Origin of the sequence: Listeria sp. LM90SB2 (assembly GCF_028867355.1) — a bacterium.
GTDB lineage: Bacteria > Bacillota > Bacilli > Lactobacillales > Listeriaceae > Listeria > Listeria monocytogenes_B.
In genome coordinates this window covers 1,637,816-1,664,699 of the sequence record NZ_CP046449.1, presented here as the reverse complement: position 1 = coordinate 1,664,699, position 26,884 = coordinate 1,637,816, and the positions used below count along the sequence as shown (strand labels likewise).

Annotated in this window: 27 protein-coding genes and 1 other annotated feature; of the genes, 24 read left to right on the top strand and 3 right to left on the bottom strand. The window is 38.0% G+C overall.

The window, feature by feature from the left end; all coding sequences use genetic code 11:
• Positions 1-27 precede the first annotated feature (27 nt).
• From GL301_RS08235 to GL301_RS08225, 3 genes are all read left to right on the top strand, one after another.
• Complete coding sequence (locus GL301_RS08235; protein ID WP_003734355.1) at positions 28-1,641, top strand: putative polysaccharide biosynthesis protein; 1,614 nt, start codon at positions 28-30, stop codon at positions 1,639-1,641.
• Between the two features lie 110 nt (positions 1,642-1,751).
• Complete coding sequence (locus GL301_RS08230; RefSeq protein WP_003726740.1) at positions 1,752-3,365, top strand: putative polysaccharide biosynthesis protein; 1,614 nt, start codon at positions 1,752-1,754, stop codon at positions 3,363-3,365.
• A 9-nt stretch (positions 3,366-3,374) separates the two neighbouring features.
• Positions 3,375-4,028, top strand: coding sequence for a phosphatase PAP2 family protein (locus GL301_RS08225; RefSeq protein WP_003726739.1), 654 nt, complete (start codon positions 3,375-3,377; stop codon positions 4,026-4,028).
• A gap of 37 nt (positions 4,029-4,065) precedes the next feature.
• Here the strand turns inward: GL301_RS08225 and GL301_RS08220 are convergent, their stop codons facing one another.
• Complete coding sequence (locus GL301_RS08220; RefSeq protein ID WP_003726738.1) at positions 4,066-4,896, bottom strand: NAD(P)H-hydrate dehydratase; 831 nt, start codon at positions 4,894-4,896, stop codon at positions 4,066-4,068.
• Between the two features lie 104 nt (positions 4,897-5,000).
• On the opposite strand from GL301_RS08220, the gene GL301_RS08215 reads away from it, so the two are divergent.
• The 9 genes from GL301_RS08215 to GL301_RS08175 all read left to right on the top strand — a co-directional run bounded on the left by GL301_RS08215 (position 5,001) and on the right by GL301_RS08175 (position 12,950).
• Positions 5,001-5,414, top strand: coding sequence for an NUDIX hydrolase (locus GL301_RS08215; protein ID WP_274758626.1), 414 nt, complete (start codon positions 5,001-5,003; stop codon positions 5,412-5,414).
• A 74-nt stretch (positions 5,415-5,488) separates the two neighbouring features.
• Positions 5,489-6,901 (top strand): dipeptidase PepV, encoded by a 1,413-nt coding sequence (gene pepV, locus GL301_RS08210; protein ID WP_003734354.1) that lies wholly within the window; start codon positions 5,489-5,491, stop codon positions 6,899-6,901.
• A 112-nt stretch (positions 6,902-7,013) separates the two neighbouring features.
• Positions 7,014-7,883 carry a D-amino-acid transaminase gene (gene dat, locus GL301_RS08205; RefSeq protein ID WP_003727356.1) on the top strand — a complete coding sequence of 290 codons (870 nt, stop codon included), beginning with the start codon at positions 7,014-7,016 and terminating at the stop codon, positions 7,881-7,883.
• A gap of 221 nt (positions 7,884-8,104) precedes the next feature.
• Complete coding sequence (locus GL301_RS08200) at positions 8,105-8,545, top strand: MarR family winged helix-turn-helix transcriptional regulator (protein ID WP_003727357.1); 441 nt, start codon at positions 8,105-8,107, stop codon at positions 8,543-8,545.
• A complete protein-coding gene (gene mdrM / locus GL301_RS08195) occupies positions 8,542-10,011 on the top strand; it encodes a multidrug efflux MFS transporter MdrM (RefSeq protein ID WP_003741249.1) in 1,470 nt (489 codons plus the stop codon). The genes GL301_RS08200 and mdrM overlap by 4 nt, the downstream gene beginning before the upstream one ends.
• 211 nt (positions 10,012-10,222) lie before the next feature.
• Positions 10,223-11,005 (top strand): phosphotransferase family protein, encoded by a 783-nt coding sequence (locus tag GL301_RS08190; protein WP_003726713.1) that lies wholly within the window; start codon positions 10,223-10,225, stop codon positions 11,003-11,005.
• A gap of 6 nt (positions 11,006-11,011) precedes the next feature.
• Entirely contained in the window at positions 11,012-11,656 is a 645-nt protein-coding gene (gene trmB / locus GL301_RS08185; RefSeq protein WP_070298265.1) for a tRNA (guanosine(46)-N7)-methyltransferase TrmB, read from the top strand.
• Positions 11,657-11,716: 60 nt separating this feature from the next.
• On the top strand, positions 11,717-12,568 hold the full coding sequence (locus GL301_RS08180; RefSeq protein WP_003726711.1) for a YtnP family quorum-quenching lactonase: 852 nt from the start codon (positions 11,717-11,719) through the stop codon (positions 12,566-12,568).
• A gap of 133 nt (positions 12,569-12,701) precedes the next feature.
• Complete coding sequence (locus GL301_RS08175; protein WP_003741245.1) at positions 12,702-12,950, top strand: metal-sensing transcriptional repressor; 249 nt, start codon at positions 12,702-12,704, stop codon at positions 12,948-12,950.
• 36 nt (positions 12,951-12,986) lie between these two features.
• On the opposite strand, the gene GL301_RS08170 is transcribed toward GL301_RS08175, so the two are convergent.
• Positions 12,987-13,298: a PepSY domain-containing protein gene (locus GL301_RS08170; protein ID WP_003723577.1), complete on the bottom strand. Its 312-nt coding sequence runs from the start codon at positions 13,296-13,298 to the stop codon at positions 12,987-12,989.
• 197 nt (positions 13,299-13,495) lie between these two features.
• Here GL301_RS08170 and GL301_RS08165 point away from each other — a divergent pair, with 197 nt between their 5' ends.
• The 8 genes from GL301_RS08165 (at position 13,496) to GL301_RS08130 (ending at position 21,653) form a co-directional block, all read left to right on the top strand.
• Positions 13,496-14,569, top strand: coding sequence for a M42 family metallopeptidase (locus tag GL301_RS08165; protein WP_003734351.1), 1,074 nt, complete (start codon positions 13,496-13,498; stop codon positions 14,567-14,569).
• Positions 14,562-14,780, top strand: a complete 219-nt coding sequence (locus tag GL301_RS08160; RefSeq protein WP_003727362.1) for a hypothetical protein — start codon at positions 14,562-14,564, stop codon at positions 14,778-14,780. The genes GL301_RS08165 and GL301_RS08160 overlap by 8 nt, the downstream gene beginning before the upstream one ends.
• A 114-nt stretch (positions 14,781-14,894) precedes the next feature.
• The gene (locus tag GL301_RS08155) at positions 14,895-15,206 is read left to right on the top strand and encodes a thioredoxin family protein (protein ID WP_003726919.1); all 312 of its coding nucleotides are present in this window, start codon (positions 14,895-14,897) and stop codon (positions 15,204-15,206) included.
• A gap of 34 nt (positions 15,207-15,240) precedes the next feature.
• Positions 15,241-16,041 (top strand): DUF1444 domain-containing protein, encoded by an 801-nt coding sequence (locus GL301_RS08150; protein ID WP_003727363.1) that lies wholly within the window; start codon positions 15,241-15,243, stop codon positions 16,039-16,041.
• Between the two features lie 5 nt (positions 16,042-16,046).
• Positions 16,047-16,664: a YtpR family tRNA-binding protein gene (gene ytpR, locus GL301_RS08145; protein WP_003726511.1), complete on the top strand. Its 618-nt coding sequence runs from the start codon at positions 16,047-16,049 to the stop codon at positions 16,662-16,664.
• A gap of 309 nt (positions 16,665-16,973) precedes the next feature.
• On the top strand, positions 16,974-19,325 hold the full coding sequence (locus GL301_RS08140; protein ID WP_003727365.1) for a DNA translocase FtsK: 2,352 nt from the start codon (positions 16,974-16,976) through the stop codon (positions 19,323-19,325).
• Between the two features lie 294 nt (positions 19,326-19,619).
• Positions 19,620-20,963: a UDP-N-acetylmuramate--L-alanine ligase gene (gene murC, locus GL301_RS08135; protein ID WP_003727366.1), complete on the top strand. Its 1,344-nt coding sequence runs from the start codon at positions 19,620-19,622 to the stop codon at positions 20,961-20,963.
• A 144-nt stretch (positions 20,964-21,107) separates the two neighbouring features.
• Complete coding sequence (locus tag GL301_RS08130) at positions 21,108-21,653, top strand: peroxiredoxin (RefSeq protein WP_003726508.1); 546 nt, start codon at positions 21,108-21,110, stop codon at positions 21,651-21,653.
• Between the two features lie 40 nt (positions 21,654-21,693).
• Here the strand turns inward: GL301_RS08130 and GL301_RS08125 are convergent, their stop codons facing one another.
• A complete protein-coding gene (locus GL301_RS08125) occupies positions 21,694-22,806 on the bottom strand; it encodes a M29 family aminopeptidase T (RefSeq protein ID WP_070298266.1) in 1,113 nt (370 codons plus the stop codon).
• A 255-nt stretch (positions 22,807-23,061) separates the two neighbouring features.
• On the opposite strand from GL301_RS08125, the gene GL301_RS08120 reads away from it, so the two are divergent.
• From GL301_RS08120 to ccpA, 4 genes are all read left to right on the top strand, one after another.
• Entirely contained in the window at positions 23,062-23,517 is a 456-nt protein-coding gene (locus tag GL301_RS08120) for a DUF948 domain-containing protein (RefSeq protein ID WP_003723567.1), read from the top strand.
• 21 nt (positions 23,518-23,538) lie between these two features.
• Complete coding sequence (locus tag GL301_RS08115) at positions 23,539-24,063, top strand: YtxH domain-containing protein (RefSeq protein ID WP_003726506.1); 525 nt, start codon at positions 23,539-23,541, stop codon at positions 24,061-24,063.
• 219 nt (positions 24,064-24,282) lie between these two features.
• The gene (locus tag GL301_RS08110) at positions 24,283-25,368 is read left to right on the top strand and encodes a bifunctional 3-deoxy-7-phosphoheptulonate synthase/chorismate mutase (RefSeq protein ID WP_003727368.1); all 1,086 of its coding nucleotides are present in this window, start codon (positions 24,283-24,285) and stop codon (positions 25,366-25,368) included.
• Positions 25,369-25,602: 234 nt separating this feature from the next.
• On the top strand, positions 25,603-26,610 hold the full coding sequence (gene ccpA / locus GL301_RS08105) for a catabolite control protein A (protein ID WP_003727369.1): 1,008 nt from the start codon (positions 25,603-25,605) through the stop codon (positions 26,608-26,610).
• A 53-nt stretch (positions 26,611-26,663) separates the two neighbouring features.
• Positions 26,664-26,872: a binding site (T-box leader), on the top strand.
• The last annotated feature ends 12 nt before the right edge of the window (positions 26,873-26,884 follow it).

The window sequence follows — 26,884 nt, the reverse complement described above, 5'->3', positions numbered from 1 at the left end:
AAAAAATCAATCGAGGTAACAGAAATTATGAGTTCAAAATTAATGCGAGGAACGGCTGTGCTTACCGCTGGAACATTGCTTTCAAAAATCTTAGGGATTTTATATGTTATTCCATTTTACTGGATTGCCGGCGGGGAACAAGCAACGATTCTCTATCAATATGGATATGTCCCTTACCAAATTTTCTTAAATATCGCGACAGCTGGAGTACCTTTAGCAGTTGCCAAATATATTTCGAAGTATAATTCGTTAAATGAATATGCTTTAAGTCAGCGATTGTATAGATCAAGTACGTATTTAATGATATTCACAGGGATTGTTAGTTTTTTAATAATGTATATTTTTGCCCCGATACTCGCGGGGATGCAAGAGGTTAGTGGCGGAACGAGTATTGAAGATATTACGACGGTTATTCGCGCAGTAAGTTTTGCATTACTTATTATTCCTGTAATGAGTTTACTTCGGGGGTATTTCCAAGGATTTCATTCGATGGGACCTTCTGCCGTGTCACAAGTAATTGAACAAATAGCGAGAATTGTATTTTTACTTGCTAGTACGTATATTGTCTTACATTTAATTGGTGGAAGTCTTGTTACAGCGATGAGTTTAGCGACTTTTGCGGCTTTTGTTGGTGCGTTTTTCAGCTTGATTTGTCTCATTTGGTATTACCGAAAACGGAAGCCGGGTATTCAAAAAATGATTGCTGGCAGTGACAACAAGTTGCGCGTTTCGACTTTTCATCTATTAAAAGAAATTTCGATATCTGCGGTGCCATTTATTATTGTTGGAATGGCGATGTCGCTTTATCAGCAAATTGATTTATTTACGTTTGCTCGTGTTTTAACCTACGATGGTATGGACGGGAAAACAGCGGAGGATTTGCTTTCAATTTTCAACTTTTCCGTTCAAAAAATTATTATGATACCGGGAACTTTAGCCTTGGCATTTTCGATGACACTTGTGCCTTTAGTGGCGGCATCTTTCCATAAAGGGCGAATTCGGGAAGTTCATCATCATTTGACGGCTGTTTTCCAAGTGTTACTATTTTTAGTTGTGCCAGCTTGTTTAGGAATTGCCCTTTTAGCGGATCCGCTTTACACCATTTTTTATGGTTATAATGCAGATGGTTCGATGTTACTTCAGTTTTTTGCGCCATTTGCCATATTCTTCTCGTTATTTAGTGTAACAGCCGCGATTTTGCAAGGAATTGATGAACAACGGTACACGGTTCTTAGTCTCTTACTTGGTTTACTGACAAAATCAGTGTTGCAAATGCCATTAATTTTACTTTTAGGGGCAAAAGGTGGGGCATTAGCTACGGGACTTGGTTATATTGTTTCCGTAGTATTCACCATTTTTATTATTAAAAAATATGCGAAGTACTCGTTTAAATATTTATTTAGACGGCTTATACTTATTTTAGGAATTAGTGCGGTGATGCTTCTTAGTGTCTGGTTGATTTATCATGGCTTGATTTTATTTTTAAATCCACATGCAAGATTAACAGCACTAGTTATTGTTTTTGTTTCAGCCGGCTTTGGTGCCTATATTTATGCGTTTTTGGCTGCAAAAGCAGGTCTGTTAAACTATATTCTAGGGGACCGAATGTATAAAATTCGTAAAAAACTTCATTTGATTTAAACTTTTTGTAAAGAACAAGCCGATATTTATTTGGGTTTGTTCTTTTTTTTTAAAAGAGTTAATGGTAAAGTAAACAAGGATATATAATTTAATGTAAAGGAAGTTAGACGATGGGTTCAAAACTGCTCAGAGGAACATTTATTCTGACGCTAGGGACATTAATCTCTAAAGTGCTCGGAATATTGTATGTGATTCCGTTTTATGCGATTATTGGAGGAGATGAACCAGCGCTTCTATATAATTTCGGTTATGTGCCGTATCAATTATTCTTAAGCATTGCGACTGCAGGGATTCCGCTGGCTGTTGCTAAATATATAGCAAAATATAATGCGATGGAAGAATACGCTGTAGGTCGACGTTTATTTAAAACCGGTGTATATTTAATGATTTTCTCCGGCATTGTCTGTTTCCTAGCAATGTATGGACTTGCTCCAACGCTTGCTCGGATGCAACAACTGGAGGGCGGTTATAGTTTAGCAGATGGGATTCAAGTTATTCGTGCAGTTAGTTTCGCCTTACTAATTATTCCGGTAATGAGTTTACTACGAGGCTTTTTCCAAGGATATAATTCGATGGGACCTTCTGCTGTATCGCAAGTGTTAGAACAAGTTGTTCGGATTATGTTCTTACTTGCTGGAACATTTATTGTCATGTATGTACTTGATGGGAATGTCGTAACGGCTATTAGTATTGCTACTTTCTCCGCGTTTGTCGGCGCTTTTGCAAGTCTACTTTTACTTCTTTGGTATTTTTACAAACGAAAACCTGGACTGGACCGAATGCTTTTAGAAGACAGAGGGACTGTGAAAATTTCTATCCCGACGCTTTATAAAGATATTATTCTTTCGGCGATTCCGTTTATTATTGTTGGATCTGCTACATCCCTTTATCAATTGATTGACCAGTTTACATTAGGACGGGTACTGGAATATATTGGCATTACGCCGGAACTAGTGAATTCTTATGTGGCAATTATTAACTTTGATGTACAAAAATTGATTATGATTCCCGGCACACTCGCGATTGCGTTTTCGATGGCGCTTGTCCCACTAGTGACGGGAGCTTATGTGAGAAAAGAATATGCGCAAGTGAAGCGTCAACTTAATGATGTTTTTCAAATTTTATTATTTTTAACAATTCCAGCTTGTTTTGGGATTGCGATGCTAGCAAGACCGCTATTTACGGTGTTTTTCTCGCCAAGTGATAACGGTACAGCATTACTACAACTTTTTGCGCCAATCGCTATTTTATTCTCCTTATTTAGCGTATCTGCTGCAGTCCTTCAAGGGATTGATGAACAACGATTTACCGTACTTGGTTTATTACTCGGTCTACTGGCTAAATCAGTTCTTCAAATGCCGCTCATTATGTTATTTGAGGCAAAGGGATCCATTATTGCAACCGGAATTGGCTATGCGGTATCTTGTATTTTCATGCTACTTATTATTAAGAAATATGTTCGTTTTTCGTTCAAAGTTATTTTACGGCGAACGGTACTTTTCTTTGGGATGACGGCTTTAATGGGGCTTGTAGTTATTGCGCTTTATATTATGATGTCTAACTTTGTATCAACAGACCGGAAAATTCCTGCATTAATGATTACAATCGTTTGCGGCGGGGTAGGTGCAATTTTCTATGGTTACATGGCATTTAAACTCCACTTATCCGATAAATTATTTGGGCCACGTGGAACGAGACTGCGTGAAAAATTAAGAATTCGCTAGGAGGATTATATGAAAAAAACACCATTTATTATTAGCGGTATCGCTCTCCTTGGATTTATTTTCTTTATGACAGGCGTTATGACCGGTGCAAAGTGGATTCAACATTTTGATGATTATTGGAACAGTATTATCCGTGTAGGCATTACGAATACGAAAACAACGGTGATTTCTTATCTAACGGATATTGGCGGAGTCGCGACCATTTGTATTTTAACAGCAGTCATTGTCGTTATATTTGTTGTCATTCGAAAAGTAGATATGGCGATTTGGTTTGGTGGTATTGTTTTAATTGGTGGAGCACTTATCCCGTCAATTATTAAAAATATCGTTCAACGACCAAGGCCTACGTATAAATTAATCGAACAAGGTGGATTTAGTTTTCCAAGTGGACATTCGACCGGTTCTACGGTATTTTATGGTATGCTTGCTTTCTTGTTAATTCTATACGTGAGCCGCAGATGGCTTCGATTTACAATTGGCATTCTAGCCTTTGGTCTGGTTATTTTCATCATGTATTCGCGTGTTTACTTAGGGGTGCACTTTCCAAGCGATGTGGTTGCAGGATTCTTAATCGGCAATGCAGCACTTTTCAGTGGCATTGGATGTTACTTCATTTGGAATCAAAAATTAGCATTATGGGCGAGTAGATTTAAAAAAGCATAGAAAAAAATCCTCTCTTTCAAAAAGGGAGGATTTTTTATTAAGCATGTTCGTCAGTTTCGCTAAAAATTTTCAAGTAAGTCGGTAATTCTTCGGCAATTTCGGTTGGAAGTACCACATAGCGCTTTTTAGCTAAAATTTCGCCGATATAGCTGTGAAGAAAGACCGCGGCTAGAGTGCCGGTAATCGGTTTTTCAGTTTGCGCCATTAAGCCACAAATTGTACCGGCAAGCGTATCACCCATACCACCTGTTGCCATTGCTGGTGTTCCGTACATATTTTGCCAAGCAGACTCGCCAGAATACACTTTTGTACGGTGCCCTTTTAAAACAATCGTTGCGTCGATAGCAAGCGCTACATCAGTTGGTGTTACGGCATCTGGCGCTAATACTTTAAGCCTTTCCCATTCTCCAGCATGAGGCGTAAAAGTTAGTTTCGCGGCAGGATGGGGATTTTCTCCTTTTGCATAAATAGTAATCCCATCACCATCAATAATTACTTGTTGCTGTTCGGTTGATTTTTCTAAAACTAAACGAAAAATTTCTTCCGCATAGGCATCAAGTCCAAGCCCAGGACCAATTAAAATCGTATCAAATTGGCTGATTTGTTCGCTGAGACTCGAGATATTTTCATAATCAATAAACATGCATTCAGGTATTCTTGTTTGGAGAGCAGGTCGGTTGACACTATCGGAGGCCACGGTTGTTAAACCAGCACCACTTTTGACACAAGCTTCTGCCGCCATAATAGCAGCACCACCAAATTGTTTATTTCCAGCGACAATCAGAACGCGCCCATAGTCACCCTTATGTGTTTCATCTTCGCGTTTAGGAATCCATGCGCACATTGCTTTTGGTGTTATTTTTTTCATTTTTGTAAAACCTCCTTATGACACTGGCTTTTATCTACTCAACCGGGTAAAATAAAGAACAGATAAATCATGTTTATCTTAAATGATAAGGAGGCTTTTGTAAAATGAAACCTATATATCCTGCAGTGAAAGCAGTTATCGTAAAAGACGGAAAATTTTTAGCACTAAAGAAAAAAGGGGTAGAAGGAGAAGTTTTTGAACTTCCAGGAGGCCGCATCAATTATGGTGAAACGCACGGGGAAGCCCTTTTTAGAGAAGTTTATGAAGAAACAAAATTACAAGTACAGCCATTTATTTTATATGATACGTGGGAATTTTTCCATGAGGATTTCCAAATTACCGGTGTTATTTATTTGGTAGAAATGCCAGAAGGTGGCGAAATCGAATTATCCGATGAACACGAAGAATATCGCTTTTTACCACTAGAAAAAGAAAGTTTAAATGTCATGGATATCGTTTTTTCTTCGCGCATGGAACGCTGGGATTTTGAAGCAATTAAAGGTTTTATGAGAAAATAGGGAGTTCCGGCTTCCAAGCTACGTAAAAACAGTTTACAATAGAGAAGATAAGTTTGAAGGAGGGAATAACAATTATGACAGAAATTAATTGGCAAAAAGAAGTGGAATCACGCAAAGATGATTTCTTAGAAGATTTAAAAGGGCTTCTTCGCATTCCGAGTGTTCGCGATGACAGTAAAAAAACAGAAGATGCGCCGTTTGGACCAGACGTGAAACGCGCGCTCGACTATATGATTGAACTTGGTAAAAAAGACGGCTTCACAGCGAAAGAAGTTGGAAACGTAGCAGGACACCTTGAATACGGTCAAGGAGAAGAACTAGTTGGCGTTTTAGGCCATGTGGATGTAGTACCAGTTGGTGATGGTTGGACGAACGGACCATTCGAACCAACTTTACGCGACGGCAAATTATACGCTCGTGGGGTTGCGGACGATAAAGGACCAACAATCGCAGGTTACTATGCGCTAAAAATTATTAAAGAACTAGGATTACCACTTTCTCGCCGTGTTAGAATCATTGTTGGTTCTGATGAAGAGAGCGGTATGAGCTGTGTGGAACGTTATTTTGAAACAGAAGAACAACCAACACTTGGTTTTGTTCCTGATGCAGAATTCCCAATCATTCACGCGGAAAAAGGTATCTCAGAACTAGATGTATCTTTTAAAGATGGTGAAGCAAGCGGGGAAGCGGCTTTCCGTTTACTTAGCGTAGAATCAGGCGAGCGTTACAACATGGTTCCAGATCACGCAACAGCTATTTTAGAAGACGTAAAAGACTTTGATAAATTAGCGAATGCATTCAAAACCTTCCTAGCAAACCATCCAGTAGAAGGAACATTAGAAGAAAACGGCAAATCCGTTAAAATTAATATTGTTGGTAAATCTGCCCATGCAATGGAACCAAATAACGGTGTAAACGCTGGTCTTCATTTAGTAGCTTTCCTTGGTAAATTCAAGCTGACTGGCGCGGCAAATGATTTCGTAACATTTGGTCGCGATTACCTATTCGGCGATTCCCGTGCAGTTAAATTAGGTATTAGCTATGAAGACGAAGAAAGCGGCGAATTAACAATGAACGTTGGCGTTATTCGTTATGATGTAGCAGAAGGTGGAAAATACGGACTTAATTTCCGTTATCCAGTAACTGCTAATATGGACAAATTGAAAAATAAAATGCAAACAGTGGTTTATGAGTACAACGCGCAATACACGCATTACGAAGATTCCAAACCACTTTTCGTACCAAAAGATCATCCGCTAATTCAAGTTTTACAAGAAGTGTATACAAAACAAACGGGTGAAGAAGCTACTTTACTAGCAATTGGTGGCGGAACTTATGCGCGCCACATGGAGACTGGTGTGGCGTTCGGCGCACTATTCCCAGGCCGTGAAGACACGATGCACCAAAAAGACGAATTCAGCTATTTTGATGATTTGTTAAAAGCTACTGCAATTTATGCAGAAGCACTTTACAAATTAGCGAAGTAAGGGTTATAATTGAAAAAATTAACTGCTGCAAAGCTTAGTTTTGCGGCAGTTTCTTTGTTTCATTAAGTTTTTAGATAGTTCCAAAAATTAACTATGCAAGGAGAGACTTGAGATGAAAGTATTAGTAAATAACCATTTAGTGGAAAGAGAAGATGCCACAGTTGACATTGAAGACCGCGGATATCAGTTTGGTGATGGTGTATATGAAGTAGTTCGACTATATAATGGAAAATTCTTCACTTATAATGAACACATTGATCGTTTATATGCGAGTGCAGCAAAAATTGACTTAGTTATTCCTTATTCTAAAGAAGAGTTACGAGCGTTACTTGAAAAATTAGTTGCTGAAAATAATATTAATACAGGAAATGTCTATTTACAAGTGACTCGAGGTGTTCAAAATCCGCGTAATCACGTTATGCCAGATGATTTCCCGCTGGAAGGCGTTTTAACAGCAGCAGCTCGTGAAGTACCAAGAAATGAACAACAATTTGTGCAAGGTGGACCAGTAATTACAGAAGAAGATGTTCGTTGGTTACGCTGTGACATCAAGAGTTTGAATTTACTTGGAAACATTTTAGCAAAAAACAAAGCACATCAACAAAATGCGTTAGAAGCTGTTTTACACCGCGGAGAGCAAGTAACTGAGTGTTCAGCTTCCAATATTTCTATTATTAAAGACGGTGTGTTATGGACTCACGCGGCAGATAATTTAATCTTAAATGGTATTACTCGTCAAGTAATTATTGCTGTTGCGAAAAAGAATGGTATTCCGGTCAAAGAAGCTGATTTTACTTTAACAGATCTTCGTGAAGCCGATGAAGTATTCATTTCAAGCACAACAATCGAAATTACCCCAGTTACCCATATCGACGGAGTGCAAGTAGCTGACGGAAAACGCGGACCTATTACCGCAAAACTTCATCAATATTTTGTAGAAGAAATCGTTCAAGCATGTGGCGAATTAGAATTTGCAAAATAATAAGTAGAAACCTTCCTTTTTTAGGAAGGTTTTTTTGCGTCTTGATACCTATGTAAAAATTTATATAACTTTTTTATCCGTTGAAATTACGCCATTGGCTCCGCTTTCAGTTTGAAAAGCCTGGTTTTAAGCGATTGACAAATTTTTTTGGAGGTGTATAATTCAAAAGGCTAATAGTTCGCATGCGAAATATTTGGGAGCGAACAATATGGAGGGAAGTCATGGATGAAAAATTAGTGAAAGAGGTTATTTTCTCTTTTCGCGAAGTACAACGAAAAACACATCACGTGCTTGCAGAAGAAGCGGCGAATAGGGAGATTACAACAACCCAATTACTTGCAATCAGAGAATTACAAAAAGAATCAGAATTAACACTTGGCGAATTAGCAGAACGAATGAAGCTTGGTAAAAGTACTGTATCTGGTATTGTAGATCGATTAGTGAAAGCGGGATTTTTAAAACGTACAAGAAATGAAAGTAATCGCCGCGCACTCAGCTTAGAATTAACTGAAAAAGGAGCTACAAAAGCAGCAGAAACGTATCATGTATTCTTCAACCGTTTAGAACCTATCTTAGAGATTGGCGAAGAAAGGTTAAAAGAAATGCTAGAAATGCACCAAGAGATTATTACCATTTTAGAAAGGGAAGGTGCACGAGATTGAATATGAAAGCAGCAAGTACATCAGTGAAGCGTAATGGTATTTTGATTGTTATGCTTATGGGCGCCTTTGTTACGATTCTCAACCAAACGTTGATGAATGTCGCGCTACCAAGTATTATGAAAGATTTTGGAATTACAGCCAGTCAAGGGCAATGGTTATCGACTGGATTTATGTTGGTTAATGGTGTCATGATTCCAATGACGGCCTTTTTAATTGAACGATTTACAACGCGTCAGCTTTACTTATTTGCGATGATTACCTTTGCGATTGGTACTGCAATTGGCGGATTTGCGACAGATTATACGATGCTTATTGCTGGCCGTATGGTACAAGCAATTGGGGCTGGGATTGTTATGCCACTTCTTACTGTTGTGGTCTTAAACTTATTCCCGATGGAACGAAGAGGGCGAGCAATGGGCTTAATTGGTCTTGCTATGAACTTTGCTCCAGCAATTGGTCCGACACTTTCAGGGTGGATTGTTCAACAATATGATTGGCGCAATTTATTCTTTATTATTATTCCTTTCGCGATTCTTGATATTGTCGTAGCGATTTTCTTACTTAAAAATGTCGGAAAAAGAACTTTCCCGAAACTCGATATCCTTGGGGTTATCATGTCAACAGTCGGGTTTGGTAGTTTATTATTAGGATTTAGTAATGCTGGAGACCATGATTGGTTAACATGGAAAGTAGCTGGATTTATTATTCTTGGTCTAGTAGTGCTAGGAATATTTATTCGTTACCAAACAAGCAACAAAGCGCCACTACTTAACTTTAGAGTATTTAAATATCCTACCTTTGCGCTTACAACAGCCATTAGTTTCTTTGTTGTAATGGGCCTTTTTGGTGGCATGTTATTACTACCAATTTTCTTACAAACTGTTAGAGGATTTTCACCACTAGAATCGGGGCTTGTTCTCTTGCCGGGTGCGCTTGTCACGGCGATACTTTCACCTGTAACTGGGGTGATGTTTGACCGTTTTGGGGCTAAATATTTATCACTTGTTGGCTTAATTATCATGGCGGGATCGACCTTCATGTTTACCAACTTGGATGAATCTACTACATTGACTTTTATTATTATTGTACAAACGATTCGTTCGGCTGGGATGGCGATGGTTATGATGCCACTGCAAACAGCAGCGCTCAACTCGCTTCCATTAAAACTAGCATCTCATGGTTCAGCAATGTTTAATACCATGCGTCAAGTTGCTGGTTCAATCGGAACAGCGGCGCTTATAACGGTTATGTCTAAAAGTGCTGCGAGTTTCGCTACTAAGCTCGGACCAGCCGATGTGATTGGCAAAACTAAAACTGATATTGCCAACCATGTTCTTATCCACGGAATTGAAACGGCCTTTTTAGTTGCCGGAATTCTTTCTGTAGTTGCTTGTGTCCTAGCACTATTTATACAAAAAAATAGAAGTGCCATGGATCCAATTGTTACTAAAACCGAAAAAGCATAAAATAATGAAAAAAGTGTGTTCCATTTTGATGGAATGCACTTTTTTTGTGTAAATAAAGTAAATTTGTAAAAAAATCTAGATAACGAACATATGTTGACTTGACTAGTAAGGCTAAGAGAAGTAAAATCATGAATAGTTACCTATTTGTTCGGAAGTGAAATAAACGAGGGATAGTGAAGTTGCAAAGAGCTAATAAAAGGTGTGCATGTAGATGAAAGATAACTTTTTTGGGAGAGAATATGACATAGCTCCGGCCGGAGGGGAAACTGGCCAGGCATTCGTTGCAACACATGAAGACGAAAAATTCTTTTTAAAAAGAAATTCTTCGCCTTTTTTAGCTGCGCTTTCTGTAGAAAACATCGTTCCAAAATTAGTTTGGACGAGACGCGTAGAGAATGGAGATGTCATCACTGCTCAAAAATGGGTGAATTGCCATATTTTGACACGTGAAGAAATGGTTGGACCGCGAGTGGCAAAACTATTAGCTAAAATCCACCATTCAGAAAACTTGCAACACATGCTAGCGAAAATCGAAAACTGCTATTTTTCTGCAGATCAACTTTTGAGTCTCATAAAAGTAAACACAAAAGCTAATAACGAGCTATCGAAAGAAATAATAGCAGCAATCCGCTATTTAGAACAGAATCTCTCTGCTGCTCAGACGAACGATTATGTAGTTTGTCACGGAGATGTTAACCATAATAATTGGATTATTTCTGAAGAAAACGAACTGTTTCTAGTTGATTGGGATGGTGCGATGCTTGCAGACCCTGCGAATGATATCGGAATGATTTTATACCAATATATTCCGCGAAAAGATTGGGTAAGTTGGCTCTCTAATTACGGCACCACATTAACCGAAGAATTACATCGCAAATTAAAATGGTATACAATTTGTCAAACGGTTATGCAACTCATAACCGAGCATTCGAATGAAGCCAATGAACGAGCAAAACAAATTTTTCAAAATGCAATAGAAGATGATGAGGTGTAAAGAAAGATGCGTGTAAAACATAAACCATGGGCAAAAGATAGATTGGAAGAATTCCCAGCAATTTACATCAAAAACCCAGAAGATTTCAAAGGTCAGTGGCGTGAAGTATTCGAAAATGATAATCCAGTCCATATCGAAATTGGTTCCGGTAAAGGTCAATTTATTAGTGGCATGGCAAAAGCAAATCCGGAAATTAACTATATTGGTATCGAAATGATCGAAAGCGTGCTCGTTTCGGCGCTCGATAAAGCGATTGAAGCGGACGTCCCTAATTTACGATTAGTTGCTAGAGATGCTAAATTACTAGAAGAATGTTTTGAAAAAGGAGAAATAGCACAAATTTATTTAAACTTCTCCGATCCATGGCCGAAAAAACGCCATACAAAACGTAGACTAACGAATCCAACGTTCTTAACTATTTATGAGCGACTGCTACCGGAAGCGGGGGAGATTCATTTCAAAACCGATAATCGCAGTTTGTTCGAATATTCGCTAGTAGCTTTCTCAGAATACAATATGTTATTAACTTTTGTATCTCTTGACCTGCATAATAGCGATTACGAAGGGAATATTAAAACTGAATACGAAGAAAAATTTTCAGCTAAAGGATTCCCCATCTATCGTCTTGAAGCAAAATTTGATAGAAATTAACAAGGATAACCAGATGCATCTGCTGCATCTGGTTTTTATTTTTAATTGGAGGCGTTAAAAGTGGATTCCATTCAAATTGGAAAAATAAAGATTTATTGGTTACGCGGAGGGTATACTCATTTTGACGGTGGCGCAATGTTTGGCGTTGTACCAAAACCTTTATGGGAGAAAAAATATCCCGCAAATGACAAAAATCAATTAGCTAACGTAACCGATCCGATGTTTTTTCAGTACTTAGGGAAAAATTATTTAATTGATAGCGGGCTAGGGAACAGACGGCTTACAGAAAAACAAAAACGGAATTACGGTGTGACGGAAGAATCGTTTGTACTGGAAGATTTGGCGCAATTATCTATCGCTCCAGAAGACATTGATTTTGTTTTGATGACGCATTTGCACTTCGATCATGTGTTAGGCCTGACCGGTGTTTCGGAAGAGGGGAGTTTTTATTCCATCTTTCCCAATGCGGAAATCTGGACTTCCAAAACGGAATGGGAGGAAATGAAACACCCAAACATTCGTTCAAAAGCAACATACTGGCAAGAAAACTGGCAAACGATAGCAGGACAAATTCATACATTTACCAAAGAAAAAGAATTCAACGATGCGATTAAAATGACGCACACAGGTGGACATAGTAATGGGCATTCAGTTGTATGGATAGAATCGGACGGAGAAAAAGCGATACATATGGCGGATATTTTCCCGACATTTGCGCATCAAAATGTGCTTTGGGTCACTGCTTATGATGATTATCCAATGACTTCTATCTCTGCCAAACAAGAAATTTTTAAACAAACTTTTGGTGAAAATTATTGGTTTTTATCATACCATGACGCCAGATTTCGAGCAGTTCAAATGGACGGAAATGGAAAAATAGAAGCCGAATTAAAAATAGAACAGCGAAATTAAGAAGTGAGAAGTCACTTCTTTTTTTGAGGGTATTTTTATTTTGTGTTATAATTGTATTTATAAACGCTTTAAAATAGCCAATATGATATCCTGGGTAGGGGGTTGTCGTGTGGTATACTATAAGGGGGTATATATGGAAATCGAGCAAAAGAAAGCGCTGGTAACGCGATTCGCTAAGATAGAAGGACATGTACGTTCTATAAAAACGATGACAGAAGAAGAGCGTGATTTAGAAACTATTATGCAACAAATAGCAGCGGTGAAAAAAGCGATGGATGCTGCCGCAAAATTAATCTACACAGAACAAATGAAGGAGTTAATTGAACAAGGTGAAACAGATGAAGTGGTAATTAAAAAGAAAATAGATAGTTTTATCCGCTAAAAAACGACTCCCCACTTGGGGAATCGTTTTTATTTTTTAAGCTAAATATACGTCGATGATTGTTCCTGTGTTAGCGTCTGCGATAAATTCGAATTGCTTCTTCTCGCCTTCGCGAATACAAGTGATTCCGCCGTGGTAAACGAAAGTATCAATCGCGAATTTTTTGTAATGTTGTTTTTTAAGTTGAATCCAAGAACCTTCGATTGGTCCTTCTTGCTTGAATGCATCTTTTACCTTTTCTAAGATGACGTCCCCAGAAATTGTTTTATCGCTAAGTAAATAATGATAAACAAGGTGTCCAGCCGCTGCTCCTGCTCCAACGCCTGCAATGAAAGCTTTCCAGTTCATCGCTTTTCCTCCCTAGTGTTTCCTATTCTTTTTAAAAGATGCTACTACAAACATCTCTTTTAATCATTATACTACAAATTTTTGATTATAAAAGGATTTTTGAACACGCTTTCTGTAAAAGAGAGAAGTGAAGCGAGCGGAAACGGATATTATTTGCTATAATAAAAGAGATTTTAGACGGAAAGAGATGATTATTAATGGAAAAAGAAACGTTAGCGATGTTTAAAGAATTAACGGAACTTCAAGGGACTTCGGGTGATGAACATAGGATTCGTGCTTTTATGCGAAAAGAACTTGAACCGGTTTCCGATGAAATTATCCAAGACGGCTTAGGTGGTATTTTTGGTGTGCGCCACGGAGCGGAAGGTGGTCCACGCGTCCTTGTTGCGGCTCATATGGATGAAGTTGGCTTTATGGTAACGCAAATTACAGAAAATGGTCTAATACGTTTTCAAACAATTGGTGGTTGGAATCCGCAAGTTTTACAGGCACAGCGAGTGCAAATTATGGCGCCTAACGGTCCGGTTATTGGGGTAGTTGCTTCTGTTCCACCGCATTTGTTGTCGGAGGCTGAACGTAGCAAACCAACGGATCCTAAAAACTTACTAATTGATATTGGTGCGGATGATAAAGCGGACGCGGAGAAAATTGGTATCAAACCAGGGCAATTCATTGTTCCTGTGGCTGAATTCACGCCGCTTGCGAATCCAAAGAAAATTTTAGCGAAAGCATGGGATAATCGTTATGGCGTTGGTCTTGCGATTGAACTTATGAAAGAATTGGAAGGCGAATCGTTGCCAAATACACTTTTTGCTGGGGCGAATGTGCAAGAAGAAGTCGGTCTGCGCGGTGCGGGCGTAAGTGCGAACATGATTAAACCAGATTTATTCTTCGCGTTAGATGCTAGCCCTGCAAATGATACGACTGGGAATAAATCGCAATTCGGTCAAATTGGTCAAGGTTTCTTACTGCGTATTTTTGACCGGACGATGATTATGCATCGAGGTATGCGTGAATTTTTAATAGATACTGCGGAAACCAATAAAATTCCTTATCAATATTTTGTTTCGCCAGGAGGAACGGATGCTGGGAAAGTGCATACATCGCTTAGCGGGATTCCGAGTGCAGTAATTGGTGTTCCAGCTAGATACATTCACTCGTCTAACTCGATTTTACATGTGGATGACTATGCTGCTGCAAAAGAAATGATTACAACGCTTATTCGCAGTTTGGATAAAACGACCTACGAAACAATTAAAAACAATGCGTGAAATAATAAAGAAACCAGTAATTGTTGTGGGGTTGTTCCTTTTGGTGGCGAGTTTAGTATTCTTGCTAGGCTATGTTACGGACCTGCCTTATTTTCGTGATTCAGAGCTTGGTTGGATATGGACCACTATGATTGCTGGGATCGTGACATTATTTTTCGGGTATTTCCACGATTTTTTAGAAAAGAAAAAAGCGCGCTCTAAAGTACGGTAAAAAAAGTTTGGCTCCTTCGTTGGGGTTGGACTTTTTTCATGAGCGTTATTCTGGACGAAAGTTTTGTTAGGCGGTAGGATTTAACTAGTATGAGATTAGAAGGAGCGTATGGAAATGAAGAAATTAGAATCAGTAGAACAATTTGACGCTATTAAATCGGAAGGCAAATCCGTTTTTATGTTTAGTGCTGATTGGTGTGGCGACTGCAAATTCATCGAACCAGTAATGCCTGAAATCGAAGCGGAAAATGAGGACTTTGTCTTTTACCATGTTGATCGAGATGAATTTATTGATTTATGTGCTGATTTAGCGATTTTTGGTATTCCGAGCTTTTTGGCGTTTGAAGACGGTGAAGAAGTGGGGCGTTTTGTAAGTAAAGATAGAAAAACAAAAGAAGAAATTAATGATTTTCTAGCTGCGATATAAAAAGTGACTGCTTTTTATGGAAGGGGAGGCACTTATGGCAAAAATGACTACATTGAAAATGAAAGAAAAACTTGAAAAAGAATTACAAGCGCCGAATCGGCAGTTTTCATATAATCGAGACAATGACACGCTAACGGTTGCGCAAAATGGTAAAAAAGTAACTCTGACCATCCCGCAAATCATTGCGAACTTTGAAAATGATGGTAATGCAGCGGTGGAAAAAATTGTTTATTATGTGGAAGAGGGTTTTCGGGCAGCGGCGGGAAATGTTGAGCTGGAAAATAATAAGGCAAGCATCTATCCGGTTGTACGTGCAACTTCTTTTCCTGATGAAACAAAAGCTGGAGAAGCGCTGTTAACGGATGATCATACGGCTGAAACGAAAATTTTCTACGCGGTTGATTTGGGGAAATCCTATCGTTTTATTGAAGAGAGTATGCTTAAAAAAGCACAACTAACGCATAAAGAAATAAGAGAAGTTGCTTTTAATAATTTAGCGAATCTAGAAATCCCGCTAAAAAAAGATTCTGTTAATGGTAATGACTTTTATTTCGTTCGCACAAATGATGGTTACGATGCTAGTAGATTGTTGAATGAAGCGTTCCTTCGCGAAATGCGCGAGAAGTTAACGGGGGAAATGGTGCTTGCCGTACCGCATCAAGACGTTTTAATTATCGGGGATATCCAAGATAATACAGGTTACGATGTTCTGGCTCATATGACGATGGACTTTTTTGCGGATGGGCTTGTACCAATTACCTCTTTGCCATTTGTCTATAATAATGGTAAACTTGAACCGATATTTATAATGGCAAAAAACAGATTAAAGGAGTAGAAAACGTGATAGTAAACGCATTTTATAACAAAGAAGGGGTAGGGGACACTCTACTAATTGAAACAGGCGAAGTAACGTTTGAAAATCGTGAATGGGAACGCCGCGGTGATGTAGCGCGAATTTTTGATCGTGAAACAAAAGAGTTGGCGGGATATAACATCTTTAATAGCTCCAACTATTTTAATATTACTGCAAATGGTAAGGTGGATTTGACGGAGGAATTAGTAGCGCAAATGAATCAAGTAATTGAAAAAGCTGGATTCGAACCGGAAATCGTGGCTGATTTATCTCCTAAATTCGTCGTCGGTTATGTGGAATCGAAAGAAAAACATCCTAATGCAGATAAATTAAATGTATGTAAAATCAATGTAGGGGATGAAGTATTGCAAATTGTATGCGGTGCCCCGAACATTGACGCTGGTCAAAAAGTAGTTGTTGCAAAAATCGGTGCGGTTATGCCAAGTGGTTTAATTATCAAACCATCTAATTTGCGAGGAGAAGATTCTTTCGGCATGGTATGTGCTGCGCGTGAACTTGCGATTCCTGATGCGCCTACGGAAAAGGGGATTATGGTTCTGGAGGAATCGGCTGTGGTTGGAGAAGCTTTTCCTGTTAATTTCTAAATAAATGTTTAATTTTGAGCGTCTGATGCTATATCGGGCGCTTTTTTAGTTGCTATTTATTAGATATTGTGAAAACACCTTAAATGTAGAACGATAAAATGTTAATTGTATACAAAATATGCATAAATCGCACAAAAATGAATCAATTTTACCTTTATAACAAAAACTTATACCGCGTTTGAACCCTCTATTACCAAGGTATTATAACGAATATGGCTCGAAAAAAGGCGAATTCACAATTTTGTCATAGATTATTTTGTTTTTGTCTGTTAAAATCAAACAAGAAAATTAAATTTAGGGTGATAATGAATGGGATGGTTTAAAGATTTTTTCTTTGGCGATATGGATGAAGAAATAGATACATACGAAGATACGTCTTCACGAAAAGTAGAAAAGAAAGCAAAACAACGAGCACCAGAAGTAGTGCCAAAATCAAATGTAACAGCAATTAAAACGAAAGAACGTACTATAAGGAACGAACGACCAGTTGCTTACAAAACAGTTCCAAAACAAAAACATATGCAACCAGTGAAACGACAAATGAAAACGCAAATGGTATACCAGTATCCAAAAGGCGAATTTCGTTTTCCGTTAATTCCAGATAAACAAAAAAGCCAACCAATTCAACCAAAAAAACAACCAATAACAAAAAGACAAGCGGCAGAAACGCAACCAGTAAAAGAGGAAACAAGAAAACGACCTTTTACAGCGACGGATGTACCTTCGCCTGTTTATGCCTTTAATAAACGACCAAGTAAATTTGAGTTTGCTGTAACAGAAGCAGAAGAACTTAGTACAATACAAGAAGATTTAACTATTACTCCAGTAGATTTATTAGATTCAGCAGAAGCGGAAACAATTGCTTTTGACACAGAGCTAAATCGTCAAATAGAAGAAGAGATTGTGTCAGTGCCAGTGACGGAAGAAGTCATTACGGAGCAACCAGAAGTGAAAGTAACCCCAGAACCAGTAGAACAGCAAGAACCAGCACGCGTTTCCCTTATAACGGAAGAGCCGGCGCAAACGAAAACAACTACTAGAAGCAAACAAGTAGAATCAAATAGACAAGAACAATTGCTAAAAAGCAGAATTCCATTTAATGTCATGATGGTAAAGAAAGACAAACAAGCACTTCGAAAAGAAGAAGCACAGGAAATAAATGGGCAACAACCAGTTGAGGTAGAAGCAGAACAAACGAATACTGTTCGAGAAGCGCAAGTAGCGACAGTCTCTTACCCAACGAACTATGAATTTCCGTCGTTTAGTTTGCTCCATCCGCCAGTCTCCAAACGAGAAGACGACTCATGGCTACAAATGCAGCAAGAGATGCTAGATGAAACCTTGGAAAATTTCAACGTACAAGCTAGTGTAGTTAACCGTACACAAGGTCCAGCAGTAACTAGATTTGAAGTGCAACCTGAAAAAGGCGTTAAAGTTAGCAAAATCACTAATTTAACGGATGATATTAAATTAAATTTAGCAGCGAAAGATATACGGATTGAGGCGCCGATACCTGGTAAGAGTACAGTAGGGATAGAAATTCCGAATCAGACAAGTCGTCCCGTAATGCTTTCTGAATTGATGAATACGGAAGCTTTTCAGTCATCTACATCACCGCTCACAGCGGCACTTGGGCTAGATATCTCGGGAACGCCAATTATTACTGATTTACAAAAAATGCCCCACGGTTTAATCGCTGGAGCTACAGGGTCAGGGAAAAGTGTTTGTATCAATTCATTGCTAGTAAGTTTACTTTACAAAGCAACGCCAGACCAATTGAAACTACTTTTGATTGACCCTAAGATGGTCGAATTAGCTCCGTACAACCGGATACCACATCTTGTGAGTCCAGTTATTACGGATGCCAAAGCAGCTACTGTCGCTTTAAAATGGGCGGTAGAAGAAATGGAACGTCGCTATCAATTATTTAGCCATACAGGCGTTAGGAATATGGAAAAATATAATGAATACGCTAGTCACCCAGATCATACAGGGGAGAAATTACCTTATATTTTAATTGTGATTGATGAATTAGCTGATTTGATGATGGTTGCGCCAAATGATGTAGAAGAATCCATTAGCCGCATCGCACAAAAAGCAAGAGCTTGTGGCATTCATATGATTGTAGCGACACAGCGCCCATCTGTAGACGTTATTACAGGTCTCATTAAGGCGAATATCCCTACACGTGTTTCGTTCTCTGTATCTTCTCAAATCGACTCTAGAACGATTTTAGATGCAAGCGGAGCAGAAAAATTACTCGGAAAAGGGGACATGCTCTTCTTACCAAGTGGTGCAAGTAAGCCAGTGCGTTTACAAGGAACCTTCGTTAGTGATGAAGAGATTGATGCAGTTGTTGCTCATGTTCGGAGTCAAGGCGAGGCCGATTATATCTTTGAAGAACAAGAATTACTTGTAAAAGAAACGGCAAAAGAAAATACCGATGAATTATTTGAAGAAGCGTGTGACTTTGTTTTAAGCCAAAATGCTGCCTCAACATCCTTGTTGCAAAGACATTTTAGAATTGGTTATAACCGAGCGGCGAGATTAATGGAATCCCTTGAAAATCATCAAATTGTTTCTGGGATAAATGGTTCCAAACCGCGAGATGTTATTATTACAAAGGACCAATTAGCTAAGTTGCGAAACAAAGAATCTTAATTTTGTAGTACTAAACTAACATATTACTTAATTAGTTTTACAAATAATGGCTATTTTCATGAGTAATTTCGCTTATATTCGCTGAAAGATTTTTCTATTTACATGGAAAGTGATATAATAAGCTGGTGAATTATTGACTCAACTAGAATTCAAACATAAAACACAATTAGAACGTAAGATGATGTCTAGAAAACGGAGACTTTATACTGTTTTCAAAGTTAAGACTTGGTGCTTAACAGTTAACATGTTTTTTTTAGGCACCCTCTTCAAGATAAATTAATGGGGGTTCAAATAATGACTATCTATCATTTTGTTGGAATAAAAGGGTCAGGGATGAGTGCACTTGCTCAAATCCTGCATGATAAAGGTTTCCAAGTGCAAGGCAGCGATGTGGATAAATATTTCTTTACACAAAAAGCATTAGAAGAAAAGCAAATTCCGATTATGACTTTTTCGGCTGATAATATTCAAGAAGGCCTAACAATTATTGCTGGGAATGCATTCCCAGATACACATGAAGAAATTGAGCGTGCACTGGAGCTTGGGCTTCCGGTGATTCGATATCATAAATTTTTAGGTCAATTAATTGATGGCTATACAAGTATTGCGATAACTGGTTCTCATGGTAAAACGTCGACAACTGGTTTACTTTCGCATGTTGTTGGTGCGATTCGTCCAACTTCTTATTTAATCGGTGATGGTACTGGAAGCGGGACAAAAGGAGCGGAATATTTTGCACTTGAAGCGTGTGAATATCAACGTCATTTCCTTGCTTATAAACCTACGTATGCAATTATGACGAATATTGATTGGGATCATCCAGACTATTTCAAGAGCGTGGATGATGTATTTAACGCATTCGAAACACTGGGTAAACAAGTGAAAAAAGCTGTATTTGCCTTAGGGGACGATGCTGAATTACGTAAGCTTACTTTAGATATACCGATTATTTACTTTGGTTTTGGCGAGGAAAACGAATTCCAAGCTAAAAATGTAATCAAAGAAACAACTGGAACAAAATTCGACGTGTATCATCGCGGCGAGTTCTTAGGTTCGTTTGAAATTCCAGCTTACGGAGACCATAATGTATTAAATGCCTTAAGTGTTATTGCACTTTGTGATTATGAAGGTCTACCAGTGGAAGACGTGAAAAAGGAATTAAAAACTTTCGAAGGTGTCAAAAGAAGATTTAGTATTACAGAAAAAGCTAATCAAGTATTAGTAGATGATTACGCGCACCATCCATCAGAAATCCGTGCTACAGTAAATGCTGCTAGACAAAAATATCCTGACAAAAAAGTAGTTGCTGTTTTTCAGCCGCATACATTCACGCGAACTCGCACATTCTTACAAGGTTTTGCGGACAGCTTGAATTTAGCGGATGAAGTGTATCTTTGTGATATCTTTGGTTCCGCGCGTGAAAAAACAGGGAATTTAACGATTGCTGATTTAGCGCACAAAACAAAAGGAAACCACATTATCAAAGAAGAGCATACAGAAGAACTTTTGAAATACCCAGAAGCTGTTATTTTATTCATGGGAGCAGGGGACGTTCAAAAATTCCAAGCCGCTTATGAAAAAGTACTTGATCATGAAGTTTTGACAGAAGCTGATTTGAAAAAAAGCGCGATTAATTAATAACTAAATAAAGCATGCCGATTCGTTGGCGTGCTTTTTTCTTGTTTGTAATTAGTATAAATAAAGCTTTACAGTATTTCTTAGGTGTATTAAAATATATCATGTGATACAAAATACAACTACATAATTAATGGAGGGATAAAAGTGGCAGAACGTTTAGTAGGCACACAAGCTCCAAGATTTGAAATGGAAGCTGTTATGCCAAATCAGACTTTTGGGAAAGTAAGTCTAGAAAAAAATATAGAAGACGATAAATGGACGATTCTCTTTTTCTATCCAATGGACTTTACATTTGTTTGTCCGACAGAAATTGTTGCTATTTCCGCTCGGTCAGATGAATTTGATGCATTAAATGCCCGCATAATTGGCGCTTCTACAGATACAATTCACTCGCATCTTGCATGGACGAATACACCGATTAAAGAAGGTGGTATTGGTAGATTAAACTACCCACTCGCTGCGGATACGAATCATCAAGTAGCTAGTGATTACGGTGTATTAATTGAGGAAGAAGGCGTAGCATTGCGCGGTCTTTTCATTATCAATCCAAAAGGTGAAATCCAGTACGAAGTGGTGCACCATAATAATATCGGGCGGGAAGTGGATGAAGTTTTAAGAGTTTTACAAGCTCTTCAAACAGGTGGACTGTGCCCAATCAACTGGCAACCCGGTGAAAAAACAATTGTTTAAACTAAAAAACGCTTAGGAATTAATCCTAAGCGTCTTTTTTTTATACTAAGTTTTCTGGATTAAGTGCTTCTAATTCTGGAAGGACGAAAATACCATCTTTACGAATGAGAACTTCATCAAAGTAAATTTCGCCGCCGCCGTAATCGGCACGTTGAATGTTAACTAAATCCCAGTGAATAGCAGATTGGTTGCCATTAAAAGCTTCGTCGTAACATTGACCAGGCGTAAAGTGGAAACTTCCTTCGATTTTTTCATCAAAAAGAATATCTTGCATTGGTTCGTGAATGAATGGGTTAACCCCAATAGCGAATTCGCCAACGAAGCGCGCGCCTTCATCTGTATCTAAGACTTTGTTAATACGAGCTGTATCATTCGCAGTCGCTTCGATGATTTTTCCATCCTTAAACGTGAAAGATACATTTTCGAACGTAAAGCCTTGGTAAGGAGATGGTGTGTTATAAGTAAGTGTTCCATTGATAGAATCACGAACTGGTGCAGTAAATACTTCACCGTCGGGGATATTCATTTCGCCAGCACATTTAATTGCCGGAATATCTTTAATACTAAATGTTAAATCTGTTCCTGGTCCAACTAAGTGTACTTTATCTGTTTTATTCATTAGTTCTACTAATCCATCCATTGCGTCACTCATTTTTCCGTAATCTAAGTTACACACGTCAAAGTAGAAATCTTCAAAACCAGCAGTGCTCATTTTGGCAAGTTGCGCCATGGAGGAACTTGGATAGCGAAGTACAACCCATTTTGTTTGTTTCACACGAATATCAGAATGCATTTTGCCAACTGTTTCTCCGTGGATTTTCAATTTATCTGCTGGGACATCGGATGTTTCATTGATGTTATCGCCAGCACGTAAACCTATGTAAGCATCCATTTCTTTTATCACGTTGCCTTCGAATTCAGCAATTTTTGCATATTGGGAACTATCAGCTCCGAGCATCATCGCGCGGTCAATTTGTGGTTCTTTTAAGGAAACGAACGGGAAACCGCCAGCTTTGTATGCTTCTTCTACTAAAGCCATCACTAATTCTTTTTGAACACCGAAGTTTTCAATTAATACTTTTTCTCCAGCGCCAAGTTTGACGGAATAGTTAATCAAATTATGTGCTAATTTTTCGATTCTTGCGTCTCTCATCTTGTAACCTCCCTAAATTTTAACTAAAAATAGGCAAAAAGCAGCCTGTATCTATTTTACTCCAAATTACGCTAAAAGCAACCTTCTACAACAAATTAACCGGTTTCTTTCTTATTAGTTTATTTTTCGGCAGTTACTTGCTAAAATGAAGCTAATACCTTTTCTTTTTTGTATTTTGTACATAGATCATTAGAGAAGAAAGTTTTAGAGGGGAATACTCAGGGTATAGAAAAAGGAATATGGAGGTGTGGATAGATGATAGTAATCTTGTATATTGCAGCGCTTATTGCCGCAATTGCGCTTTTAGTTATTGCCATCTACTTGGGAAAAACGTTAAAATCAACTTCCCAAACAATGGATGAGGTAGCTAAATCGTTAGAAAAAATAACAGTAGAAGTACAAGGGATTACAGGACAATCACAAAAATTGCTTGATAAGACCAATACACTTCTAGAAGATGTAAATGGCAAAGTTGCGAAAGTGGATCCAGTTTTTGATGCAGTTGGTGACATTGGGACTTCTTTACTAGGATTAAGTCAATCTGTTCGCGAACTAGCAACACTCGCAACAAACAAAGTAGAGCAAAACGAAGCGAAGATTTCTCAAGCTGTCTCAATTAGCAATTCAATTCTTTCTTTTAGAGAAAAGATGAAAGCAAATAAAGCAGCGAAAGAAGCAGCAAAAGAAGCAGCAGAACAATCTAATTTCTAATATAATTTGGAGGGATTTAACATGGCAGAAAAAGATGGTATTAATACAAAAGATTTTCTAATCGGTGGTTTAATTGGTGCAATCGTTGGTTCAGCCGCAGCACTTCTATTTGCACCTAAATCAGGTAAAGAACTACGCGAGGACTTAAATACACAAGTTGATACAATTAAAGAAAAAGGCAACCAATGGAAAGATGTTGCTTATGAAAAAGGTATCGAAATCAGTGGTGTAGCCAAAGGAACAAAAGATAAATTAGTTGATTCTGCTGGTGGATTTGTAGATGTAGTGAAAGACAAATCCGGTAAATTAGCAGATACTGTTTCTAAACAAAGCAAAGCCGTGAAAGAAGTTGTTTCACAAAACAAAGAAGAAAACCAAGAAGCTGCGAAACAAGCGGCAGACGCTGTGAAAAATGAAGCAAAAGACGCTGCGGACGATGTAGAAAAAGCAGCTGACAAAGCGAAAAAAGAAGCAAAAAAAGCAGTAGATGAAGGCAAAGACGAAGCGAAAAAAATTGCTTCTGACGTGAAAAAAGAAGTAAAATAAACTTAGTTCAAAAAACAGCCTTACGGGGCTGTTTTTTTATTAGGAAAAAATACATTATCTGCTTGTAATTTGATTTAAAACATGTTAACATTAGTTTTACATTATTCACTTTAATGCTTAAAAGCGATTAAGTATAAAAGTGGATTCGTGACAAATTATCTGTTTTCCTCTATAATGAGAAATAATCTTGGAGCAGATTTTTAGAAGGGTGGAAGTTAAATGGTTAATACAAATTTAGAGGAACTTAGAACACAGGTGGATCAATTAAATATTGATTTGCTAGAATTAATTAGCAAACGCGCTAATTTGGTACAAGAAATTGGCAAAATTAAAGGAACTCAAGGTTCTCTTCGTTTTGATCCATTACGTGAAAGAGAAATGCTTAACACGATTCTTGCAGCAAATGAAGGACCTTTTGAAGATAGTACGGTTCAAAAATTATTTAAAGAAATTTTTAAAGCGGGATTAGAGCTTCAAGAAGAAGATCACTCTAAAGCATTACTCGTTTCTAGAAAAAACAAAAAAGAAGATACGATAGTTACAGTAAAAGGATTGCCAATCGGGAATGGCGAACCAGTATTTGTTTTCGGTCCATGTTCAGTGGAATCTTATGAACAGGTTGCTGCGGTCGCTGAATCCATTAAAGCGAAAGGCTTAAAACTTATTCGTGGCGGCGCATTTAAACCTCGTACTAGCCCATATGACTTCCAAGGATTAGGTTTAGAAGGACTGAAAATTTTAAAACGTGTATCTGATGAATACGGTTTAGGTGTTATTAGTGAAATCGTTACGCCGGCTGATATTGAAGTTGCACTTGATTATGTAGATGTTATTCAAATTGGTGCAAGAAACATGCAAAACTTCGAATTACTAAAAGCGGCTGGCCGTGTGGACAAACCCATTTTACTAAAACGTGGTTTATCTGCTACAATCGAAGAATTCATTGGTGCTGCTGAATATATCATGTCACAAGGAAATGGCAAAATCATCTTATGCGAACGAGGTATCCGCACATATGAAAAAGCGACAAGAAATACACTTGATATTTCTGCCGTTCCAATTTTGAAAAAAGAAACTCATTTACCAGTTATGGTTGATGTGACGCATTCTACTGGTCGAAAAGATTTATTACTTCCATGCGCAAAAGCTGCTCTAGCTATCGAGGCAGATGGCGTGATGGCTGAAGTTCATCCAGATCCTGCAGTTGCATTATCGGATTCTGCACAACAAATGGATATTCCTGAATTTGAAGAATTCTGGAATGCAATTTTAGCAAGTAATTTAGTACCACATAAAATAAAGTAACATCAAAAAACCTTGGGATTCCAAGGTTTTTTGTTTTGCTATTAACAACTCATATTCTATCGGCATTTAATTTTGTGTAATAATGCCGTTTTGATATGAAAATAAATGAAAATAAAGAGTAAAAACAATTGCATATCGAAAAAAGTTATCGTATTATTAAAGGAAGGCTAGTTTGTTTACGTTTACAATGGTAGGTAGAGCCATTAAAATAATGAATATGGAGAGTGAATAGAGATGAATGTAACAATTTATGATGTTGCAAGAGAAGCGAATGTTTCTATGGCAACGGTATCTCGGGTAGTGAACGGCAATCCGAATGTTAAACCAGTAACAAGAAAAAAAGTACTAGATGTTATTAATCAATTAGGGTATCGTCCTAATGCTGTAGCTAGAGGTCTAGCGAGCAAACGTACAACTACAGTTGGTGTTATTATTCCAGATATTTCTAACGTGTTTTATGCAGAGCTTGCTCGTGGGATTGAAGATATTGCGACAATGTATAAATACAACATTATCCTCAGCAATTCGGACGAAAATGAGGATAAAGAACTTCAAGTACTTAACACGCTTCTTGGTAAACAAGTGGACGGAATTATTTACATGGGCGAACGTATTTCAGAACAATTACAAGAAGAATTTGACCGTTCTCCAGCGCCAGTAGTTTTAGCAGGAGCCGTTGATATGGAAAATAAATTTGCTTCTGTAAACATCGATTACAAACAAGCAACAAAAGAAGCGGTGAAACGTTTTGTAGATAATGGTCATAAGCAAATCGCTTTTGTAAGTGGTTCTCTAAACGAGCCGGTCAATCGCGAAATGAAATTAGCTGGTTACAAAGAAGCATTAGAAGAAGCTGGAATTTCTTATCAAGAAGACTACATTATTGAAGCGAAATATAACTACAATGCAGGTGTAAAAGTTTGGGCAGAATTAAGTGCCTTGTCTAAAAAACCAAATGCAGTGGTAGTTGCAGATGATGAACTAGCTATTGGTATTTTGAATGCCGCGCTTGATGCTGGAATCAAAGTCCCAGAAGACTTAGAAGTAATGACAAGCAACAATACGAAATTAACATTAATGTCACGCCCGCAACTTTCGACAATCGTACAACCTTTATACGATATCGGCGCCGTGGCTATGCGTCTACTAACAAAGTTGATGACGAGTGAAGAAGTAGATGAAAAAACAGTTATCTTACCACATAGTGAAAAACTACGTGGTACGACTAAAGAAAAAAAATAAGTTGACAGCATTTTTAACGGTATGTTATAAATGTATGTATACTTTTCATAACGAAAATGACTATGAACGGACGAAGTAGTTGCTTATTCTTATTCCTAGAGAGCTAGTGGTTGGTGGAAACTAGTAGAGGTAAGTAGACGAATTACATCCCGGAGTCACGCTGCGCAGGATAATGGCGTAGCCGGTGTTGAGCCGTTATTTTTTGAAGTAGGATTTATTCCTAAAAGTAGGGTGGTACCACGTTAATTAATACGTCCCTTCGCTAAACTGTTTA

Coding starts and splice junctions, on each gene's coding strand:
- GL301_RS08235 (WP_003734355.1), top strand. CDS start 28: ATGAGTTCAAAATTAATGCGAGGAACGGCTGTGCTTACCGCTGGAACA.
- GL301_RS08140 (WP_003727365.1), top strand. CDS start 16,974: ATGGGATGGTTTAAAGATTTTTTCTTTGGCGATATGGATGAAGAAATA.
- GL301_RS08150 (WP_003727363.1), top strand. CDS start 15,241: ATGGCAAAAATGACTACATTGAAAATGAAAGAAAAACTTGAAAAAGAA.
- GL301_RS08155 (WP_003726919.1), top strand. CDS start 14,895: ATGAAGAAATTAGAATCAGTAGAACAATTTGACGCTATTAAATCGGAA.
- GL301_RS08170 (WP_003723577.1), bottom strand. CDS start 13,298: ATGAACTGGAAAGCTTTCATTGCAGGCGTTGGAGCAGGAGCAGCGGCT.
- dat (WP_003727356.1), top strand. CDS start 7,014: ATGAAAGTATTAGTAAATAACCATTTAGTGGAAAGAGAAGATGCCACA.
- GL301_RS08230 (WP_003726740.1), top strand. CDS start 1,752: ATGGGTTCAAAACTGCTCAGAGGAACATTTATTCTGACGCTAGGGACA.
- murC (WP_003727366.1), top strand. CDS start 19,620: ATGACTATCTATCATTTTGTTGGAATAAAAGGGTCAGGGATGAGTGCA.
- GL301_RS08225 (WP_003726739.1), top strand. CDS start 3,375: ATGAAAAAAACACCATTTATTATTAGCGGTATCGCTCTCCTTGGATTT.
- GL301_RS08175 (WP_003741245.1), top strand. CDS start 12,702: ATGGAAATCGAGCAAAAGAAAGCGCTGGTAACGCGATTCGCTAAGATA.
- GL301_RS08215 (WP_274758626.1), top strand. CDS start 5,001: ATGAAACCTATATATCCTGCAGTGAAAGCAGTTATCGTAAAAGACGGA.
- ccpA (WP_003727369.1), top strand. CDS start 25,603: ATGAATGTAACAATTTATGATGTTGCAAGAGAAGCGAATGTTTCTATG.
- GL301_RS08160 (WP_003727362.1), top strand. CDS start 14,562: ATGCGTGAAATAATAAAGAAACCAGTAATTGTTGTGGGGTTGTTCCTT.
- pepV (WP_003734354.1), top strand. CDS start 5,489: ATGACAGAAATTAATTGGCAAAAAGAAGTGGAATCACGCAAAGATGAT.
- GL301_RS08115 (WP_003726506.1), top strand. CDS start 23,539: ATGGCAGAAAAAGATGGTATTAATACAAAAGATTTTCTAATCGGTGGT.
- GL301_RS08120 (WP_003723567.1), top strand. CDS start 23,062: ATGATAGTAATCTTGTATATTGCAGCGCTTATTGCCGCAATTGCGCTT.
- trmB (WP_070298265.1), top strand. CDS start 11,012: ATGCGTGTAAAACATAAACCATGGGCAAAAGATAGATTGGAAGAATTC.
- GL301_RS08165 (WP_003734351.1), top strand. CDS start 13,496: ATGGAAAAAGAAACGTTAGCGATGTTTAAAGAATTAACGGAACTTCAA.
- GL301_RS08190 (WP_003726713.1), top strand. CDS start 10,223: ATGAAAGATAACTTTTTTGGGAGAGAATATGACATAGCTCCGGCCGGA.
- GL301_RS08110 (WP_003727368.1), top strand. CDS start 24,283: ATGGTTAATACAAATTTAGAGGAACTTAGAACACAGGTGGATCAATTA.
- GL301_RS08200 (WP_003727357.1), top strand. CDS start 8,105: ATGGATGAAAAATTAGTGAAAGAGGTTATTTTCTCTTTTCGCGAAGTA.
- GL301_RS08125 (WP_070298266.1), bottom strand. CDS start 22,806: ATGAGAGACGCAAGAATCGAAAAATTAGCACATAATTTGATTAACTAT.
- GL301_RS08220 (WP_003726738.1), bottom strand. CDS start 4,896: ATGAAAAAAATAACACCAAAAGCAATGTGCGCATGGATTCCTAAACGC.